This window comes from Sphaerotilus sulfidivorans (assembly GCF_013426975.1).
GTDB classification, from domain to species: Bacteria; Pseudomonadota; Gammaproteobacteria; order Burkholderiales; family Burkholderiaceae_C; genus Sphaerotilus; species Sphaerotilus sulfidivorans.
Genome location: NZ_JACCPY010000001.1, coordinates 34463 through 53262 on the forward strand (window position 1 = coordinate 34463; position 18800 = coordinate 53262).

Below are 18800 nucleotides of genomic sequence, written 5' to 3' on the forward strand. Positions count from 1 at the left end.
TGATGCTGCCGGCCCTGGCGCTGTTCGGCATGCTCTGCCTGGGCCTGCTCGGCTGGAGCCACCAGCTCTGGAACGAGACGCTCACCGACGCGATGCTGCCCGGCAGCACGCTGGCGCAGATGCGGCTGAACCTGAGCCAGGCCAGCACCCATGCGGAACACGACCTCCACGAGGGCGAGCACGGGGATCTGAGCCGGGTCGACGCGGAGCTGGAGAACGCCCGCCTCGGCGGTCTGCAGCTGGTGGCCCAGGTGGAGCGGATCCAGACCACGCCGGCGCATGCCGACCAGCTGCGCCGGCTCGCCAGGGGCTTTGTCGACTCGATCGACGGCATTCGCGACACCCTGCGCCATCGGGCACTCACGCCGGACGATCGCTCGCGGGTCGCGCTCGATCTGCAGCAGGGCCGCATCGACAGCGCAGTGCGCGAGATGGAGGCGATCATCGAGACGATCCGCCATGAGCGGCTGCAGCGCCAGGCGCGTCTCGGCATGGGCATGGCCGCGCTGATCGGCCTGGGCGTGGGCCTGCTGCTGCTGCACCACCGCCAGAGCCATCTGCGCCAGGCGCTGCTCGAGGCGCTGCAGCAGCGCGAACGCCACATGCAGGCCTTTGCCGAAGCGGTGCCGGACCTGTCCTTCGTGCTCGATGCCGAAGGGCGCTACATCGAGATCTACGGCAGCCGGGACCGGCTGGTCGCGACACGCGAGCAGCTGCTGGGGCAGCAATTCCAGGAGATGCTGCCGCCGCTCGCGGCCGCGCGGGTCGAGGCGGCGGTGCGCCGGGCGCTGGAGACCGGCGAGGTCTGCCGGACCGAATACAGCCTGGAGATCGACGGCAGGGCCTGCTGGTTCGAGGCCCGCACCCATGCGCTGCCCGGCGAGCTGGACCGGGTAGCGCTGATCAGCTGGGATGTGACCGAGCGCAAGCGCAACGAGCAGCGGGTGGCCACGCTGGGTCGGCTCTACAGCTTTCTCAGCCAGGTCAACCAGGCCATCGTCTGGACCCGCCAGCCGCCGGAGCTGCTGCAGCGCATCTGCAATGTCGCGCTCAGCCACGGCAGCTTCCGCGGCGCCTGGATCGCCGCGTCCGGCCCCGACAACCGCACGCTGGTGCCGGTGGCGGTCGGCCCCGGCAACCGCGAGCTGCCGGCCGGCCGGCAGGCGGCGCGGATCGACCCGGACCTGCACCCTCAGCATGTCGTCACCCTGACCTGGCGCAGCGCCGAGCTGCGCTGGGACACGCCGGCCGGCGGCAGCGCGCTGCATGCGGTGGCCATTCCGATCACCTGCGAAGGCCGCATGCACGCGGTGCTGGTGCTGATCCGCGACCAGCTCTCGAGCGAGGATGCCGAAGAGCGCGCGCTGTTCCACGAGATCGGCTCGGATCTGTCGCATGCGCTGACGCAGATGCGCCAGCAGAAACGCTGGCTGCAGGACCAGGAAAGCATGCGCCTGCATGCCGCGGCGCTGGAGAGCACGCAGGACGGCGTCATCGTCTGCGACCGCTCGGGGCGGATCGTGTCGGTGAACCGGGCCTTCTCGACGATCACCGGGCATCGGCGCGAGGACTGGATCGGCCAGCCGCTCGGCCGGCTCGATCCGCAGCCCGGCACGCAGCCCGGCACGCCGGATGACGCCGAGCGTGGCGTCGACGGCTTCGGTCCGCTGCTCGAGCAGGTCGTCAGCCAGGGCGCCTGGTCCGGGGAGATCCGCAGCCGCCACCGCGACGGCCACCTGCAGACGCTGTGGGCCTCGGTGGCGACGGTGCATGACGAGCAGCAGGTGCCCACCCATCTGGTCACCGTCTTCACCGACATCAGCGCGAAGAAGCAGGCCGAGCACGACCTGCACCAGCTCGCCCATGTCGACCCGCTGACCCAGCTGCCCAACCGGCGCCGGGTGCTCGAACGGCTGCGCCAGGCGCTGGCGGCCGCACAGCGCCAGCATCACCGCGTCGGGGTGATGTTCATCGACCTGGACAACTTCAAGACCGTCAACGACAGCCTCGGCCACAGCTGCGGCGACCGGCTGCTGCGCGACGTGGCCGAGCGCCTGGCGCAGCGCACCCGGCGCGAGGACACGCTCGGGCGGCTGGGCGGCGACGAATTCATCCTGGTGCTGGAGGCGCTGCGCGAGCAGGAGGACGCCGCGGTGGTCGCCCGCGAGCTGCTGCAGCTGCTGGAGAGGCCCTTCCAGATCGACGGCAGCGAGGTCTGGGTCCAGGCCAGCATCGGCATCAGCCTGTACCCGGAAGACGGCCATGAGGTCGAGGAGCTGCTGCGCGATGCCGATGCGGCGATGTACCAGGCCAAGCACGCCGGCCGCGGCACCTACCGCTACTACACCGAGGCGCTGACCCAGGCCGCGCAGAGCCGCCTGCAGCTCGACGGCCGGCTGCGGCGTGCGCTCGAGCGCGGCGAGTTCGAGCTCTGGTACCAGCCGCTCTACCGGCTGGCCGATCGCCATCTGATCGGACTGGAGGCGCTGGTGCGGCTGAACCAGCCCGGCCTGCCGCCGATCGGTCCGGCCGAGTTCATCCCGCTGATGGAAGACAGCGGCCTGATCGTCGAGCTGGGCACCTGGGTCACCCGCGAGGCCTGCCGGCAGGCGCTCGCCTGGCTGGACGAGGGCCTGGACTGCGGCCGCATCGCGGTCAACCTGTCGGCCGCAGAGATGCGGCGCGGGCAGACGCTGGCCCGGCTGAGCCAGGCGCTGGACGACAGCGGCCTGCCGGCGGCGCGGCTGGAGCTGGAGATCACCGAATCCGGCCTGATGGAACACATCGACGCGGTCGAGCCGGTGCTGCGGCAGATGCGCGAGATGGGCGTGCGGCTGGCGATCGACGACTTCGGCACCGGCTACTCCTCGCTGGCACGGCTCAGGCGGCTGCCGGTCGGCAAGCTGAAGATCGACCGCAGCTTCATCGCCGACCTGGGCGGCGAGACCGACCCGCAGGGCGCGCAGCTGGTCAGCGCGATGATCGCGATGGGCCGCGGCCTGGGCCTGTCGGTGCTGGCCGAGGGCATCGAGACCGAGGTGCAGGCCCGCCAGCTGATCGCGCTGGGCTGCGAGGCCGGGCAGGGTTATCTGTTCGGTCGCCCCGCGCCGGCGGCGGTCGCCCGACAATGGCTGTCCCCGCTGCCGGAGAACGCCGATGAAGCCCTCGCCCAGACGATCTGGCCCGACATCTGAGTCTGCGGCCGCCCCGTGGCCCGTCCTGCCGAAGGCCGTGGCGCTGGCCACCCTGCTGGCCACGACGCTGACGCCCTCCGCGCAGGCCGGTCCGGTGCAGACGCTGGCCGGCGGCTGGCAGGTCGAGACGATCGCCTCCGGCCTGGAGCATCCCTGGTCGCTGGCCTTCCTGCCCGATGGCCGCATGCTGGTGACCGAGCGCCCGGGCCGGATGCGCATCGTTCAGCCCGACGGCCGCCTCGGCCCGCCGCTGGCCGGCCTGCCGGCGGTGGTGGCCGGCGGCCAGGGCGGCCTGTTCGATGTGCTGCCCTCGCCCGACTTCGCCAGCAGCCGGCGGCTCTACTGGAGCTATGCGGCGCCTGCGCCGGGCGGCCGGGGCGCCAATTCCACCGCGGTCGCGCGCGGCCGCCTCGACGGCGAGCGCCTCGTCGAGGTCGAGGTGATCTTCCGCCAGCAGCCCGCGCTCGACAGCCGGCTGCATTTCGGCGGCCGGCTGGCCTGGGCCGGCGACGGGCGGCTGTTCGTCACGCTGGGCGACCGCTTCTGGCGCCGCGACGATGCGCAGACGCTCGACAACCACCACGGCAAGGTGGTGCGCATCGAGGCCGATGGCCGTGTGCCTGCCGACAACCCGCTGGTCGGCCGCGCGGGCGCGCGCCCCGAGATCTGGAGCTGGGGCCATCGCAATGTGCAGGGCGCCGCGCTGCATCCGCTCACCGGCCAGCTCTGGACCCACGAGCATGGCCCGCAGGGCGGCGACGAGCTCAACCTCACCCGCGCCGGCGCCAACCACGGCTGGCCGCGCGCGACCTGGGGCTGCGAATATGTGACCTGCTTTCGCATCGGCGAGAAATCGGTGGCCGGCCTGGCCGAGCCGCAGACACGCTGGGTGCCGTCGATCGCGCCCTCGGGGCTGGCCTTCGTCACCTCCGAACGCTATCCCGGCTGGAAGGGCAGCGTGCTGGTCGGCGCGCTCAAGGCCCGCGCGCTGGTGCGGCTGACGCTCGACGGCGAGCGCATCACCGGCGAGGAGCGGCTGCTGACCGATCTGGAAGAACGCATTCGTGACATCCGGCAGGGTCCGGACGGCTGGATCTACCTGCTGACCGATGCCCCTGAAGGACGCATCCTGAGGCTGGCTCCTACAATCGCCCGGTGAACAGCACCTGCCTCCTCAACGCCGACCTGCACTGCCACTCGATCGTGTCCGACGGCACGCTCAGCCCCGAGGATCTGGCCGCCCGGGCCAGCGCCAACGGGGTGGAGCTGTGGGCCCTGACCGACCATGACGAGATCGGCGGCATCGCCCGCGCCCGCGCCGCCGCCCACGCCGCAGGCATGGCCTTCCTGAGTGGCGTGGAAGTCTCGGTGACCTTCGCCGGCGAGACGGTGCACATCGTCGGCCTGGGCTTCGACGAGAACGACCCCGGACTGCGCCGCGGCCTGGAGTCGACCCGCGGCGGGCGCGAGGGCCGCGCCCGCGAGATGGCCGCCGAGCTGGCCCGGGTCGGCATTCACGGCGCCTTCGAGGGCGCGCTGAAATATGTCGGCAACCCGGACCTGATCTCGCGCACCCACTTCGCGCGCTACATCGTCGAGGTCGGCGCCTGCGGCGACACCGCGGAGGTCTTCCGCAAGTACCTGGCCGACGGCAAGCCCGGCTTCGTGCCGCACCGCTGGGCCACGCTGGGCGATGCGGTGCGCTGGATCCGCGAGGCCGGCGGCGTGGCGGTCATCGCGCACCCGGGCCGCTACCACCGCTTCGACGCCACCAAGGAATACGCGCTGTTCTCCGAGTTCCGCGAGCACGGCGGCCAGGGTGTCGAGGTGGTCACCGGCAGCCACACCGCGGCCGAGTACGTCAAGTACGCCGACATGGCGATCGAGTTCGGCCTGGCGGCCTCGCGCGGCAGCGACTTCCACTCGCCGGCCGAGAGCCGCACCGACCTGGGCCGGCTGCCGATGCTGCCGGGCAAGCTCACCCCGGTCTGGTCGCTGCTGCAGGAGCGTGTCGCGCTGCCGCCTCAAGCGGCCTGAGAAGACACGGGCACCGACCCATCTGGCGGACAATGCCGCCACCATGGCCCAGTTCTTCGAAGTCCATCCCGACAACCCGCAGCCCCGGCTGCTGCGCCAGGCCGCAGCGATCCTGTCGGCCGGCGGCATCGCGGCGATCCCGACCGATTCCAGCTACGCGCTGGTCTGCCACCTCGACGACAAGGCGGCGGCCGACGCGCTGCGCCGGGTGCGCGGCGTCGACGACAAGCACCACCTGACGCTGCTGTGCCGCGACCTGTCCGAGCTGGCCAGCTACGCGCGCGTCGACAACCGCCAGTACCGGCTGCTCAAGAGCGCCACGCCCGGGCCCTACACCTTCATTCTCGAGGCGACCAAGGAGGTGCCGCGGCGCGTCTCGCATCCGTCGCGGCGCACCATCGGCCTGCGCGTGCCCGAGCATGGCGTGACCCAGGAGCTGCTCGGCCTGCTCGGCCAGCCGCTGATCTGCACCACGCTGATTCCGCCGGGCGAGCGCGAGCCGCTCAACGACGCCGACGAGATCCGCGAGCGCTTCGAGCGCCAGATCCAGGCCATCGTCGCCGCCGGCCCCTGCCCGGCCGAGCCCACCACCGTGATCGACCTGAGCGGTGGCGAGCCGGTGGTGATCCGCGCCGGCCGCGGCGACCTGGCCGCCATCGGCCTGGCCTGAGCGCAGCAAGAACCGCAAGAACCTCAAGATCAGCACGATGGCGAAGAAGACCGCCCACGTCAGCGAGACGCCCGCCACCCAGTGGCTGCGGGCCCACCGCGTCGAGTTCACCGAGCACCCCTACGACTATGTCGACCACGGCGGCACCGCCGAGTCCTCGCGCCAGCTCGGCGTCGACGAGCACGCGGTGGTCAAGACGCTGGTGATGCAGGACCAGGACGCCAAGCCGCTGATCATCCTGATGCACGGCGACCGCCAGGTCAGCACCAAGAACCTCGCGCGCCAGATCGGCGCGAAGAAGGTCGAGCCCTGCAAGCCCGAGGTCGCGCAGCGCCACAGCGGCTACCTGGTCGGCGGCACCTCGCCCTTCGGACTGCGCAAAGCCATGCCGGTCTACGCGGAGTCGAGCATCCTCGCGCTGGAGCGCATCTGGATCAACGGCGGGCGCCGCGGCTTCCTGGTCGGCCTGGCGCCGACGGTGCTGACCGAGGTGCTGGGCGCCCAGGCGGTGCAGGCCGCCGACCCGGCGTCGGCCGGCTGAAGCCGCGCGCTTACACTGGCGGGCTGTTCCTCCGAACGATACGCATCCGTTCCCGTACACCATGACCACGCTCTGGATCGCGGCGGCCTTCGTCGCCGCCTACCTCATCGGCTCCCTCTCGTTCGCCGTCATCGTCAGCCGCGCGATGGGCCTGGACGACCCGCGCAGCTACGGCTCGGGCAATCCCGGCGCGACCAACGTGCTGCGCTCGGGCAGCAAGAAGGCCGCCGTGCTGACGCTGCTGCTCGACGCGGTCAAGGGCCTGATCCCGGTGCTGCTGGTGCGCCTGTTCGGCGAGCGCGTCGGCCTGGGCGAAGGCAGCGCGATGCTGGTCGGCCTGGGCGCCTTTCTCGGCCACCTGTGGCCGGTGTTCTTCCGCTTCCAGGGCGGCAAGGGCGTGGCGACCGCCGCCGGCGTGCTGCTCGGCTTCGAGCCGCTGCTCGGCCTGGGCGTGCTGGCGATCTGGATCCTGGTGGCGAAGACGACGAAGTACTCCTCGCTGGCCGCGCTGATCGCCTCCGGCGTCGCGCCGCTGCTGCACGCGATCTTCTGGGGCGGCTCGTCGGCGACGCTGGCGATCTTCGTGATGTCGCTGCTGCTGATCTGGCGCCACGCCAGCAACATCGCCAAGCTGATCAACGGCACCGAGAGCCGCATCGGTCAGAAGGCGAAACCGGCTGAGGCCGGTGGCGCTGCAGCGGCAGACGCGGCCCCGGTCGCCGCACCGGCCAACCGCGCCGAGCGCCGCCGCAATGCCCGCCAGGCCAAGCGCAAGACGCACTGAGCCTGCCGCCCCGACACGCCTCACCGGACCTGGATCTCGAGAGATGACGACCGCCTCCCCCACTCCGCTGCAGCGCTTCGACGTCGGCCCGCGCCTGTCGGAAATGGCCATCCACAACGGCACGATCTGGCTGGCCGGCCAGGTGCCCGACGACGCCAGCCAGGACATTCGCGGCCAGACCGCGCAGGTGCTGGCGATGATCGACCGCCTGCTCGAGCGCGCCGGCTCCGACAGGAGCCGGCTGCTGATGGTGCAGATCTATCTGGCCGACCTGGCCGACTTCGACGGCATGAACGCGGTCTGGGACGCCTGGGTGCCGGCCGGCCACACGCCGCCGCGCGCGACCGTGCAGGCGAAGCTGGCACGGCCTGACTGGCGCATCGAGATCGTCGCCACCGCTGCGGTGGCCTGAGCCGCGCCCCCGCACGCCGTCCGATGAGCGACACGTCGCCCCCCCGCCCGAGCCTCTGGACCCGCGCCCGCCAGAGCGGCCTGATCGCCGCGCTGGTGATCGGCGTGGCCGCCTGGGGCGTCGGCCGGCTGGTCCAGCAGCAGGCCCGCGACAGCCATGCCGAGACGCTGCGCCAGCTCGTCCAGCCCGGCGACCTGAAGCTGATCTCCTCGACCAGCTGCCTGTTCTGCACCCGCGCGCGCCAGTACCTGACCGAGCAGCGCATTCCCTTCGAGGAATGCTTCATCGAGCGCGACAGCGCCTGTCTGGCCGAGTACCGCGCCCGCGGCGCCGCCGGCACCCCGACGGTGCTGGTGCGAGGCCAGGCGCGGCTGGGCTTCGACCCAGGCCAGGTGGCCGAGACGCTGGCGGCAGCGCGCTGACGCTCGTGGGCCCCCGCCTGCGCGGGGGTGACGGGCAGCAGTGATGCCGTCATTCCCGCGAAGGCGGGAACCTACGTGTCACCACGGCCGCTGCCCTGCGTGGCCCCCCCGCCTGCGCGGGGGTGACGGTGGCGGCAGGCTCGCTCGTCGGCGTCAGACTGCCGGATCCCAGTAGCGGCGGCGCAGCGCGTCGATGCGCTCGAGCAGTTCGGGCGCGAGCGCCACGTTCCACGCCGCGACGTTCTCCTCGAGCTGCGCCACGCTGGTCACGCCGATGATGGTGCTGGCCACCGACCAGCGGCGGTAGCAGAAGGCCAGCGCCAGCTCGGTCGGCGTCAGGCCGTGCTCGCGCGCCAGCGTGTTGTAGGCACGCGCGGCCTCCAGCGCTTCGGGCCGGGCCCAGCGCTGCTTCTTCATGCTGTCGAACAGCGCCAGCCGGCCCGGCTGCTGCGCCGGATCATGCAGGCCGACCTCGTCGTACTTGCCGGTCAGCAGCCCGAAGCCCAGCGGCGAGTAGGCCAGCAGCGACACCTGGTGCTGGTGCATCGCCTCGTCCAGGCCGTTGTCGGGCACGCGGTTGACCAGGCAGTAGGCGTTCTGCACCGTCGCCACCCGCGCCAGACCGTGCTGCTCGGCCAGGCGGATGAACTCGCACACGCCGTAGGGCGTCTCGTTCGACAGGCCGATCGCGCGCACCTTGCCCTCGCGCACCAGCCGGTCGAGCGCGCGCAGCTGCGCCTCGATCGGGGTGACCTGCGCCTTCGCCGCACGCACCGGATCGAAGTAGGTCGCGCCGAACATCGGCACCGGCCGGGTCGGCCAGTGCAGCTGGTAGAGATCGATCGTCTCGACGCCCAGGCGGCGCAGGCTGCCCTCGCAGGCCGCGACGATGTCGTCGGCCGTCAGGTCGGCGCTGCCCGCCCGGATCCAGTCCATGCCGCGCGACGGGCCCGCCACCTTGGTGGCGATCGTCAGCTTCTCGCGCACGCCCGGCCGCGCCGCCAGCCAGCGGCCCAGGATGATCTCGGTGGCGTTGAAGGTCTCGCGCCGCGGCGGCACCGCGTACATCTCGGCGGTGTCGATGAAGTCGATGCCCAGCTCGAGCGCACGATCCAGGATGCGGAAGGCGCCGGCCTCGTCGACCTGCTCGCCGAAGGTCATCGTGCCCAGGCAGACGGGCGAGACGCGCAGATCGCTGCGGCCGAGGGAAACGGATTGCATCGGGAGGACTCCTGCAGGAAGAATGCCGATCTTAGGCGACACCGCCGCGCGCCGCTTCACACGGGTTCTCGCCGCTTCAGCCCACCACGCTGCGCACGAATCGGGTGCAGACCTCGCCCGGGTTCTCGTAGGCGTAGGCACGGGCGCTGTCGTAGATCGCGTGCGCGCCGGCCTCCAGGCGCAGCGTCTCGTCGTCGAAGCGCAGCAGCAGGCAGCCGGCGGTGACGACGATCATCTCGTGCCAGCCCGGCGGGTCGGGCTCGGCGCGGTAGATCTCGCCGGGGCCGAGCGTCCAGGACCACAGCTCGACGCTGCTGCGTGCCGGCGCGCTGCCGAGCAGCACCGCGCGGCTCTCGGCATGGCCGCCGCGCCAGGCCAGCGCGTCGACCCGCTGGCGTGCGGCGCCTGGCGCGGCCACCAGCGTGACGAAGTCGGTGCCCAGCGCACGCGCCAGCCGGTCCAGACCGGCCAGGCTGAGGTTGGCCTCGCCCGCCTCCAGCCCGACGATGGTGCGCCGGCTCAGGCCGGCGGCCGCAGCCAGCGCGGCCTGGCTCAGCCCGGCGGCCGCACGCAGCCGGCGCAGATTGGCCCCGACATGCGCCAGCACCGGCACCTCGCTGGCCTCGGCGTCGGTCTCCGGTTGACTGCGCAATATTTTGCTCATACGCTCAGACTTTTCGTGATGCGCGATATTTTGCGCAATTTCTTGCCCGCATCGTCCATCTCCATGTCCGCCTTGCCCTCTTCCGCCTCGCGCAGCACGCTGCGCACCGATCTGCTGATGCTGCTGACCGCCGCCATCTGGGGCTCGACCTTCGTCGCGCAGCAGATGGGCATGGACTCGGTCGGACCCTTCACCTACACCGCCTCGCGCATGCTGCTGGGCGCGCTGCTGGTGGCGCCGCTGTGGTTCTGGCGCGGCGGGCCGTTCGCGGCCATGCCGGTGGTCGAGAGCCGCGGCTGCATCGGCGCGGGCGTGCTGCTCGGGCTGGTGCTGTTCATCGCGATCAATCTGCAGCAGGTCGGGCTGCTGGGCACCTCGGTCAGCAATGCCGGCTTCATCACCGGGCTGTATGTGGTGGTGGTGCCGGTGCTGATGCGCCTGGGCGGCGCCAGCGTGTCGGCGCAGGTCTGGGGCGCGGTGCTGCTGTCGGCGGCCGGCCTGTACTTTCTCAGCGTCAAGCCGGATGCGGGCATCGCACCGGGCGACTGGCTGCAGCTCGGCGGCGCGATGATGTGGGCGGTGCATGTGCTGCTGGTCGGGCATCTGGCGCGCCGGCATGATCCGCTGCGGCTGTCGGTGCTGCAGTACCTGGTGGCGGGCGCGCTGTCGTGGGTGGCGGCGCTGGTGCGCGAGCCGGTCAGCCTCGACGGCATCCTGCAGGCCGGCGGCGCCATCGCCTGGGGCGGCATCCTGTCGATCGGCGTGGCCTACACGCTGCAGGTGATCGCGCAGCGCGACGCCAAGGCCTCGCACGCCGCCATCATCTACAGCAGCGAGGGCGTGTTCTCGGCCATCGGCGGCTGGCTGGTGCTGGGCGAAAGCATCGGGCTGCGTGGCTGGAGCGGCGCCGGCCTGCTGCTGGCGGCGATGCTGCTGGCGCAGTGGCAGCGCGAGCCGAAGACGCCGGAGGCACCGGAGGTTCCGAAGGCACAGGACAAGCCTGTCGCGGCTTCGCCCTGAGCTTCACCCGGATCAAGGACAGCTCAGGACGACACGGCACAATCGCGACCCACAATCGCGCCCCATCATGTCCGTCACCTTTCCCCATCCCGACGCCCTGCAGCGCGCTGACAGCCAGCGCGCCGCCTCCTGCCTGCGCGAGCAGGGTTTCGTGCGGCTGTCGGCCGCCGCGCTGGCCGAGATCGCCGGCACCCCGAGCGAGGCGCTGCAGGCGCTCGGCGCGAGCTGGCGCGAGCTGCCCGCCGACGAGCATCTGAAGGACGGCGGCCGCTACCGCCGCCGCCGCCACGGCAGCCTGGTGCAGGACACCCGCACCGGCCGGCTCGAGACGGTGCCGCACCGCCCGCACTGGCAGCCGACCACCTACAACGCGCTGCACGGCGGCATGCTGCGCCACTTCGCGCCGCTGGACGCGGCGATGGCCGCCTCGCCCGCCTTCCTGGCGCTGGTGGCGCGACTGGGCGAGGTCTTCGCCGCGGCCGCGCACGACACGCCAACCGAGCCGGCCTTCGACGGCCGCTGGTTCATCGAGGCCCACCCCTTCCGCATCGACACCACCGGCGGCGTCGGCCGGCCGACGCCGGAGGGCGCGCACCGCGACGGCGTCAATTTCGTCGCGGTGGTGCTGGTCGACCGCCAGGGCGTGCGCGGCGGCGAGACGCGCGTCTTCGAGGCCGAGGGCCCGCACGGCGTGCGCTTCACGCTCGACGAGCCCTGGAGCGCGCTGCTGCTCGACGATCCGCGGGTCATTCACGAGAGCACGCCGATCCAGCCCGACGGCGATCGCGGCTGGCGCGACACGCTGGTACTGACCTACCGCGCCGGCGGCTTCCAGGACCCGCCCTCGGCCTGAGGCACGGCATCGGCGCCCCCGGCGCCGGCATCGATCGCGCGCAGCAGCGCGATCTTGTCGTGCACGCCGAGCTTGCGGTAGACCTGCTGCAGCTGGCTGCGCACCGTGTCGGGCGCCACGCCCATCGCCCGGGCGATGACCTTGTAGGACTCGCCCGCGGCATAGCGGCGCGCCACCTCGGCCTCGCGCGCGCCGAGCCGCGCCAGGCAGGATGGCGGCGCGGGCCGGCCGGCGGCCTCGGCCTGCGCCAGCCGCGTCGCCAGCCGGTGCGCCTGACGCCAGAAAGGCAGCGCCTGCGCCAGCGCGAGCTGCTCTCGCCCACCCAGTGGCCGGTTCGCCTCGGCGCGGTAGAGCGTCAGCCAGACCAGATCGTCGCCATCGCCCTCCTCCAGGCCGCCGAGCATCAGCTGGGCGATGTCGTACTGCGCCAGATAGTCGCGCAGGTCGGCGTGGCCGGCGGACCGGTACAGGCCGAGCGGCCCGTCGACAGCACCGCCGCGCACCGGCCGCGGCGCGGCGATGAAGGCCGCCGTCAGCGGATCGGAAGCGGCCACCGCCGCATAGTCGCTCAGCAGGCCGTCCGGGCGCTGGTGCACCACCGCATGCCGGATCCGCATCGCGCCGCCCTCGCGCCGTCCCCAGCCCCAGACCGCGCCGTCGCAGTCCAGCGCCTCGGCCAGCAGGCGCAGCGCCTGGCGCTCGAAGCGCGGCAGCGGCTCGTCGCCGGCGCAGTCGAACAGCGCCAGCAGCGGCAGCACCGGAAGCAGCGACAGATCGGACGGATTCGTGGGGGGCGATGAATGATGCATCTGCATGATGGATCGACGGATCGCGACGCCCGATCATCGCCGACACCCGAGGAGGAGACACCCGATGCGAACCCGAACCCCGATCGCGCTGGCAGCCGCCACCGCGCTGGCCGCGCTGGGCACCAGCGGCTGTGGCAGCCTGTCCGACGAGGACGATCTCAACACCCGCCCGAGCTGGCTGGGCAGCGTCAGCGCCGCCTCCTACGACGGCAGCAGCGACGACCTGCTGAGCGCCGGCCTGGGCAAGACCGGCCTGGGCTCGGCCACTGCGCCGACCTTCGCGACGCCGACCGCCCCGACCGCGGCCGAACTGCGCCGCCTGGCCATTCACACCAACTACCGCGCGCTGGCCGACATGACGGCCAACGGCGGCTACGGCCGGCTCTACGGCCCGAACATCGACCTGGCCGGCAACGACACGCTCGGCGAGGGCCGGATCGCCGGCATCGAGTACCGCGCGCTGATGGACGACGGCTCCGGGCGCGACAATGTCGGCGTGATGGTGCAGGTGCCGGCGAGCTTCAATCCGGATGCGCCGTGCATCGTCGCGGCGCCCTCGAGCGGCTCGCGCGGCATCTACGGCGCGATCGGCACCACCGGCGAATGGGGCCTGAAGCGCGGCTGCGCGGTCGCCTACACCGACAAGGGCACCGGCAGCGGCGCGCACGAGCTGTCCACCGACACCGTCACCCGGCTCGACGGCACGACCGCCGCGGCCTCGGCCGCCGGCAGTGCCGCGCACTTCAATGCCGGACTGAGCGCCGCGGAGCGCGCGGCCGTCAACACCGCCCGGCCGAACCGCTACGCCTTCAAGCACGCGCACTCGCAGCGCAACTCGGAGAAGGACTGGGGCCTGTGGACGCTGCGCTCGATCCAGACCGCCTTCTGGCTGCTCAACGAGACCTACGCCGGGCTGGATGCGAAGGACCGGCGCAAGGTGCGGCTGCGCCCGGACAACACGCTGGTGATCGCCGCCAGCGTCTCCAACGGCGGCGGCGCGGTGCTGGCGGCGGCCGAGCAGGACAGTGGCGGCCTGATCGACGGCATCGTCGCCACCGAGCCGCAGGTCAGCCTGCCGGCCCATGCCGGCATCGCGGTGCGCCGCGGCGGCATGGCGGTCAGCGCCTCCGGCCGGCCGCTCTACGACTATTTCACCACCGCCAACCTCTACCAGCCCTGCGCCGCGATCGCCGCGTCCAACGCCGCCAGCCCGTTCAACACCATCAACGCCACCCGTGCGGCCAACCGCTGCGCCAGCCTGAAAAGTGCCGGCCTGCTGAGCGCCGCCACCACCGCCGAGCAGGCCGAGGAAGCCCGGCAGAAGCTGCGCGACGCCGGCTGGGAGGCCGAGACCGACCTGCTGCACGCCTCGCACTGGGCGACGAACGCCACCGCCGGCGTCGCGGCGACCTATGCGCAGGCCTACAGCCGCGCGCGGGTCGACTCGGCGGTCTGCGGCTACTCCTTCGCGACGGTGGCGGCCACCACCGGCATGCCGACTGCGGCCGCCACCAGCCCGATGACGACCATCTTCAGCATCGGCAACGGCGTGCCGCCGACCAGCTCGATCGCGCTGATCGCCGACAACGCGCCCGGCGGCGCGATCAACTACCTGCTGGCCCGGTCCGCATCGAGCAACACCGAGGATCTGGACTTCGATGGCGCCAGGTGCCTGCGCGACAAGCTGAGCGACGCCACGCTGGCCGCCGGCATCGACGCGGTGCGCCGCAGCGGCCGGCTGCAGGGCAAGCCGACGCTGATGCTGCACGGCCGCGCCGACACGCTGGTGCCGGTCAACCACAGCTCGCGGCCCTACTTCGGCCTGAGCCGCCAGGTCGACGGCAGCGCCAGCCGGCTGAGCTACATCGAGGTGACCCACGCGCAGCACTTCGACGCCTTCATCGGCCTGCTGCCCGGCTACGACACCCGCTTCGTGCCGCTGCACCACTACAACCTGCAGGCGCTGAACTGGATGTGGGACCACCTGCGCTCGGGCAAGGCGCTGCCGCCCTCGCAGGTGGTGCGCACCACGCCGCGCGGCGGCACCGCAGGCGCCGCGCCGGCGATCACCGCGGCCAATCTGCCCGCCATCAGCGCCAGCCCGGCCAGCGCCGACCAGATCGACTTCGCCGCCGGCACGGTCAGCGTGCCGGACTGATCCGGTGGCCGCGGCGAGCGTCACCGGCCGGACACCCGGCCAGGGCGGCCAGCCCCTACAGTGGCGCGGATGCACACCTCCACCGCCACCCCCGCACCTGCCCTGCCCTACGTCCCGCGCCGGCGCGCGCGTTCGCTGTTCGTGCCGCTGCGCGGGCTGCGCTGCCATGTGATGACCTGGGGCGAGCCCGCGCTGGCCACGCCCGAGCGGCCGCCACTGGTGCTGGTGCACGGCTGGATGGACGTCGGCGCCTCCTTCCAGTTCCTGGTCGATGCGCTCGACGCGCTCGAGGCCCGGGACGGCGGCGGCGCGGCGCGCTTCATCATCGCGCCCGACTGGCGCGGCTTCGGCCGCAGCGACAGCGCGCCCGGCGGCCAGCGCACCGACACCTTCTGGTTCCCGGACTACCTGGCCGACCTCGACGCGCTGCTGCGCGCGCCCGGCCTGGGGCTGGCGCACGAGCCGGTGGTCGATCTGGTCGGCCACAGCATGGGCGGCAACGTGGCGATGATGTATGCCGGCATCCGCCCGGCGCGGGTGCGCCGCCTGGTCAATCTGGAGGGCTTCGGCCTGCCGCAGAGCCACCCGGCGCAGGCGCCGGGCCGCTACGCGCAGTGGCTCGACCAGCTGCGCGAACCCGCCACGCTGCGCGACTACGACAGCCTGGACGCGGTGGCCGCGCGGCTGAGGAAGAACAACCCGCGCCTGCGCACCGACTTCGCCGACTGGCTGGCGCCGCACTGGTCACGGCGCAACGAGGCCGGCCGCTTCGAGATCCTCGGCGACCCCGCGCACAAGCAGCTCAACCCGGTGCTCTACCGCAAGGAGGAGGCCGTGGCCTGCTGGTCCCGGATCACCGCGCCGGTGCTGTGGGTCGAGGGCCGCCAGACCGACGTGAGCAAGTGGTGGGGCGACCGCTACCCGCGCGAGGACTTCGAGGCACGCCTGGCCGCCGTCCCGCAGCTCGCGCGCGCCACGCTCGACGACTGCGGCCACATGCTGCACCACGACCAGCCCGAGGCGCTGGCGGGGTGGATGGCGGGGCATCTGGGGGCGGCCCCGCGAGGCCCAGGTCACGCTCTAGCCGCAGGAGATGCCCGGTTCGGGTGTGGCAGGCATCAGACACCCTCGATTTCATGACTTATGTACATCGCGCCGCAAGTTCTGCAGAGCATTCTTAACAGAATCCAAGCACGATCAACCCTGACAATGCGGGTCAACCCTGGTGGCGTCAGCATCCGTGCCTGGCTCATCCGCTAAAAAGGCGGACCGCTGGGATCTGGATTCCAATGCTGGCGTCCAGTCTGCAACCTGAACACCATTTCGCACTTCTTTTCGCGCTCCTGTCGGGCGCTTCGTTTTTGAGGACATCCAAGCAATGAAAGTCACCGTCATCGGCACCGGCTATGTGGGACTCGTGACCGGCGCGTGCCTGTCGGAAATGGGCAACCATGTGATGTGCCTGGACGTGGATCCGGCCAAGATCAGGATCCTGAACGACGGGGGCATCCCGATCCACGAGCCGGGGCTGCTGGAGGTGGTGCGGCGCAACGTGGCGGCGGGCCGGCTGGAGTTCACCACCGACATCGAGAAGTCGGTGGCGCACGGCACGCTGCAGTTCATCGCGGTGGGCACGCCGCCGGACGAGGACGGCTCGGCGGACCTGCAGTACGTCACCGCGGCGGCGCGCAACATCGGCCGGCTGATGACCGACCACAAGGTGATCGTCGACAAGAGCACGGTGCCGGTGGGCACGGGCGACAAGGTGCGTGCGGCGGTGGCCGACGAACTGGCCAAGCGCGGCCTGTCGGAGATGGAGTTCTCGGTGTGCTCGAACCCCGAGTTCCTGAAGGAAGGCGCGGCGGTGGCGGACTTCATGCGCCCGGACCGCATCGTGGTGGGCGCAGAGGACGAGCGCGCGATCCTGCTGATGAAGGCGCTGTACCAGCCCTTCGTGCGCAACCGCGACCGGATGATCATCACCGACATCCGCTCGGCGGAGTTCATCAAGTACGCGGCCAACTGCATGCTGGCCACGCGCATCAGCTTCATGAACGAGATGAGCCGGCTGGCCGAGAAGGTGGGCGCCGACATCGAGATGGTGCGGGTGGGCATCGGCTCGGATCCGCGCATCGGCACGCAGTTCCTGTACCCGGGCGTGGGCTACGGCGGCAGCTGCTTCCCGAAGGACGTGAAGGCGCTGGCGATGATCGCGGCCGAGAACGGCATGCCGAGCAAGATGCTGACGGCGGTCGAGGAGGTCAACGAGGAGCAGAAGATGGTCCTCGTGCACAAGATCGTCGCCCGGTACGGCGAGGACCTGTCGGGCAAGACCTTCGCGATGTGGGGCCTGGCGTTCAAGCCCAACACCGACGACATGCGCGAAGCCCCGAGCCGGGTGATCATCAAGGAGCTGCTGGCACGCGGCGCCAAGGTGCAGGCCTATGACCCGGTGGCGGCCACCGAGGCGCAGCGGGTGATGGAGGGCTGGGCGGGCCTGAGCTATGCCGAAGGCCAGAAGCAGGCGCTGGAAGGCGCCGACGCGCTGCTGATCGTCACCGAGTGGAAGGAATTCCGCACGCCGGACTTCGACGGCATCGCCGCCAGCCTGCGCGACAGGATCGTCTTCGACGGCCGCAACCTGTACGAGCCGGAGCTGATCCGCTCCTTCGGGCTGGAGTATCTGTCGATCGGCCGGCGCTGAGCGGCCGGACGCCGGATCACGGGCCGAAGCCGGCCCGCAACGACAAGGGGCGCCGCGGCGCCCCTTCTTCATGCATCCGGCATGCGCTCGGCGCGCTCAGTGCGCTCCTCAGCGCAGATAGATCTGGCCGGAGCAGCTGTAGGTGGTGACCTTGTACTGGGTCGACAGCTGACTGGTGGTGGCGTAGGACACCGAACGGTTCGCCCAGGTCAGGCCGCAGCCCAGATCGATGTTGCGCATCAGCGCGTAGCTGACATTCAGCGACAGGCCGGTGGTGCGGTCGCTGCCGCTGATCAGGCCCTGCTCGAGCGAGCGACGTGCGTAGGTCAGGCCGGCATCGACGCCGATCTTCGCGGTCGCCTGCCAGTTGGCGCCCAGCCGCAGCGAGGTGGTGTTCTGGGCCTGGTCGGTGTTGGCGCGCAGCAGGTTGCTGACATAGTCGAAGCTGGCGTTGCTGGTGTCGCGGCTCAGGCGCAGCTGGGTCGAGAACTTGCCGGTCGGCCTCCAGTTCCAGCCCAGCGAGCCGGTCCAGGCATTGCGGTCGCGCTCGAGGCCGGTGGCATAGGTGTAGGCCTCGCGGGTCAGGCTCAGGCGGGCGTCGTAGCTGCTGGCGCCACCCGGATTGACGAAGGCCAGCAGGTCCAGATCGTTGCGGCCCACCTCGCTGCCGACATCGACATAGTCGACCTTGCCATGACGCAGGCTGGCGCCCAGCGTCAGGCCGCTGGCCGGGCGCACCCGGAAGCCGGCGTTGAACGAGGTCTGGTCGGCGTTGGAGCCACGGTAGGCCGCCGCGCTGTAGCGGGTCTGGCTGGCGGCCGCGCCGGCCTCGAAGGTCCACATCGTCACCAGACCGACCCGGCCGGTGGCATTGAGCGAGCGGGTGCTCAGCAGGTTGCGCTGGCCGGTCGTCAGGTAGTTGGAATCGGTCGGCAGGCTCTGCGCGGCACGCAGCACCACCACGCCGGACACCCGCTCGACCGTCTCGAGATCGAGCCGGGCGTCGAGCGCGTAGTCGGTGTTGTTCAGGTAGTCGAGGCTGCTGTAGCGGTTGTGGTTGGCGCTCAGGCTGGCCGACAGGCGCTGGCGGCTGATCGGCTGGTCCAGGCCCAGGCGCACGCCGGTCGAGGAGATGGTGTCCGACAGCGCCTTGTCGTCGACGCCGTAGAAGACATTGCTGTTGCGGGTGAAGGCCTGGGAGGCGCCGACGTACCAGGGGCTGGTCTCGGCCTGCGCGGCCTGGGCGGCCAGCAGCAGCATGGCGGTCAGCGGAAGAAGGCGGGCAGCGTGTCGGTTCATGGGGGCGGTCCC

17 protein-coding genes are annotated in these 18800 nt (G+C 71.6%); 13 read left to right on the forward strand and 4 right to left on the reverse strand.

Features of this window, described 5'->3' with window-relative positions; translation table 11 throughout:
• The first annotated feature begins 2 nt into the window (after nt 1-2).
• The 8 genes from HZU84_RS00130 (at nt 3) to HZU84_RS00165 (ending at nt 8060) form a co-directional block, all read left to right on the forward strand.
• Nucleotides 3-3194 (forward strand): EAL domain-containing protein, encoded by a 3192-nt coding sequence (locus tag HZU84_RS00130; protein ID WP_180692719.1) that lies wholly within the window; start codon nt 3-5, stop codon nt 3192-3194.
• Between the two features lie 37 nt (nt 3195-3231).
• The gene (locus HZU84_RS00135; protein WP_375139010.1) at nt 3232-4353 is read left to right on the forward strand and encodes a PQQ-dependent sugar dehydrogenase; all 1122 of its coding nucleotides are present in this window, start codon (nt 3232-3234) and stop codon (nt 4351-4353) included.
• Nucleotides 4350-5231: a 3',5'-nucleoside bisphosphate phosphatase gene (locus tag HZU84_RS00140; RefSeq protein WP_149502961.1), complete on the forward strand. Its 882-nt coding sequence runs from the start codon at nt 4350-4352 to the stop codon at nt 5229-5231. Before HZU84_RS00135 ends, HZU84_RS00140 begins: the two co-directional genes overlap by 4 nt.
• A gap of 43 nt (nt 5232-5274) precedes the next feature.
• Entirely contained in the window at nt 5275-5901 is a 627-nt protein-coding gene (locus tag HZU84_RS00145; RefSeq protein ID WP_149502960.1) for an L-threonylcarbamoyladenylate synthase, read from the forward strand.
• Between the two features lie 37 nt (nt 5902-5938).
• Nucleotides 5939-6442 carry a Cys-tRNA(Pro) deacylase gene (gene ybaK, locus HZU84_RS00150; protein ID WP_149502959.1) on the forward strand — a complete coding sequence of 168 codons (504 nt, stop codon included), beginning with the start codon at nt 5939-5941 and terminating at the stop codon, nt 6440-6442.
• A gap of 61 nt (nt 6443-6503) precedes the next feature.
• Nucleotides 6504-7226: a glycerol-3-phosphate 1-O-acyltransferase PlsY gene (gene plsY / locus HZU84_RS00155; protein WP_149502958.1), complete on the forward strand. Its 723-nt coding sequence runs from the start codon at nt 6504-6506 to the stop codon at nt 7224-7226.
• A gap of 43 nt (nt 7227-7269) precedes the next feature.
• Complete coding sequence (locus tag HZU84_RS00160) at nt 7270-7638, forward strand: RidA family protein (protein ID WP_149502957.1); 369 nt, start codon at nt 7270-7272, stop codon at nt 7636-7638.
• Between the two features lie 23 nt (nt 7639-7661).
• Nucleotides 7662-8060 carry a glutaredoxin family protein gene (locus HZU84_RS00165; RefSeq protein WP_149502956.1) on the forward strand — a complete coding sequence of 133 codons (399 nt, stop codon included), beginning with the start codon at nt 7662-7664 and terminating at the stop codon, nt 8058-8060.
• 153 nt (nt 8061-8213) lie between these two features.
• Here the strand turns inward: HZU84_RS00165 and HZU84_RS00170 are convergent, their stop codons facing one another.
• Both HZU84_RS00170 and HZU84_RS00175 read right to left on the reverse strand, forming a co-directional pair.
• Nucleotides 8214-9281, reverse strand: a complete 1068-nt coding sequence (locus HZU84_RS00170) for an aldo/keto reductase (protein WP_149502955.1) — start codon at nt 9279-9281, stop codon at nt 8214-8216.
• 76 nt (nt 9282-9357) lie between these two features.
• Nucleotides 9358-9945, reverse strand: coding sequence for a helix-turn-helix domain-containing protein (locus HZU84_RS00175; RefSeq protein ID WP_149502954.1), 588 nt, complete (start codon nt 9943-9945; stop codon nt 9358-9360).
• 63 nt (nt 9946-10008) lie between these two features.
• On the opposite strand from HZU84_RS00175, the gene HZU84_RS00180 reads away from it, so the two are divergent.
• Both HZU84_RS00180 and HZU84_RS00185 read left to right on the forward strand, forming a co-directional pair.
• Nucleotides 10009-10965 carry a DMT family transporter gene (locus HZU84_RS00180; RefSeq protein WP_149502953.1) on the forward strand — a complete coding sequence of 319 codons (957 nt, stop codon included), beginning with the start codon at nt 10009-10011 and terminating at the stop codon, nt 10963-10965.
• Nucleotides 10966-11029: 64 nt separating this feature from the next.
• The gene (locus HZU84_RS00185; protein ID WP_375139011.1) at nt 11030-11818 is read left to right on the forward strand and encodes a 2OG-Fe dioxygenase family protein; all 789 of its coding nucleotides are present in this window, start codon (nt 11030-11032) and stop codon (nt 11816-11818) included.
• Here the strand turns inward: HZU84_RS00185 and HZU84_RS00190 are convergent.
• Nucleotides 11779-12633, reverse strand: coding sequence for a helix-turn-helix transcriptional regulator (locus tag HZU84_RS00190; protein ID WP_149502951.1), 855 nt, complete (start codon nt 12631-12633; stop codon nt 11779-11781). The genes HZU84_RS00185 and HZU84_RS00190 overlap by 40 nt on opposite strands.
• Before the next feature lie 58 nt (nt 12634-12691).
• On the opposite strand from HZU84_RS00190, the gene HZU84_RS00195 reads away from it, so the two are divergent.
• The 3 genes from HZU84_RS00195 to HZU84_RS00205 all read left to right on the forward strand — a co-directional run bounded on the left by HZU84_RS00195 (nt 12692) and on the right by HZU84_RS00205 (nt 17489).
• On the forward strand, nt 12692-14785 hold the full coding sequence (locus HZU84_RS00195; protein ID WP_149502950.1) for a 3-hydroxybutyrate oligomer hydrolase family protein: 2094 nt from the start codon (nt 12692-12694) through the stop codon (nt 14783-14785).
• Nucleotides 14786-14854: 69 nt separating this feature from the next.
• On the forward strand, nt 14855-15925 hold the full coding sequence (locus tag HZU84_RS00200) for an alpha/beta fold hydrolase (protein ID WP_149502949.1): 1071 nt from the start codon (nt 14855-14857) through the stop codon (nt 15923-15925).
• 238 nt (nt 15926-16163) lie between these two features.
• Nucleotides 16164-17489, forward strand: coding sequence for a UDP-glucose dehydrogenase family protein (locus HZU84_RS00205; protein ID WP_149502948.1), 1326 nt, complete (start codon nt 16164-16166; stop codon nt 17487-17489).
• 108 nt (nt 17490-17597) lie between these two features.
• Here the strand turns inward: HZU84_RS00205 and HZU84_RS00210 are convergent, their stop codons facing one another.
• Entirely contained in the window at nt 17598-18788 is a 1191-nt protein-coding gene (locus HZU84_RS00210) for a porin family protein (RefSeq protein WP_149502947.1), read from the reverse strand.
• Nucleotides 18789-18800 lie beyond the last annotated feature (12 nt).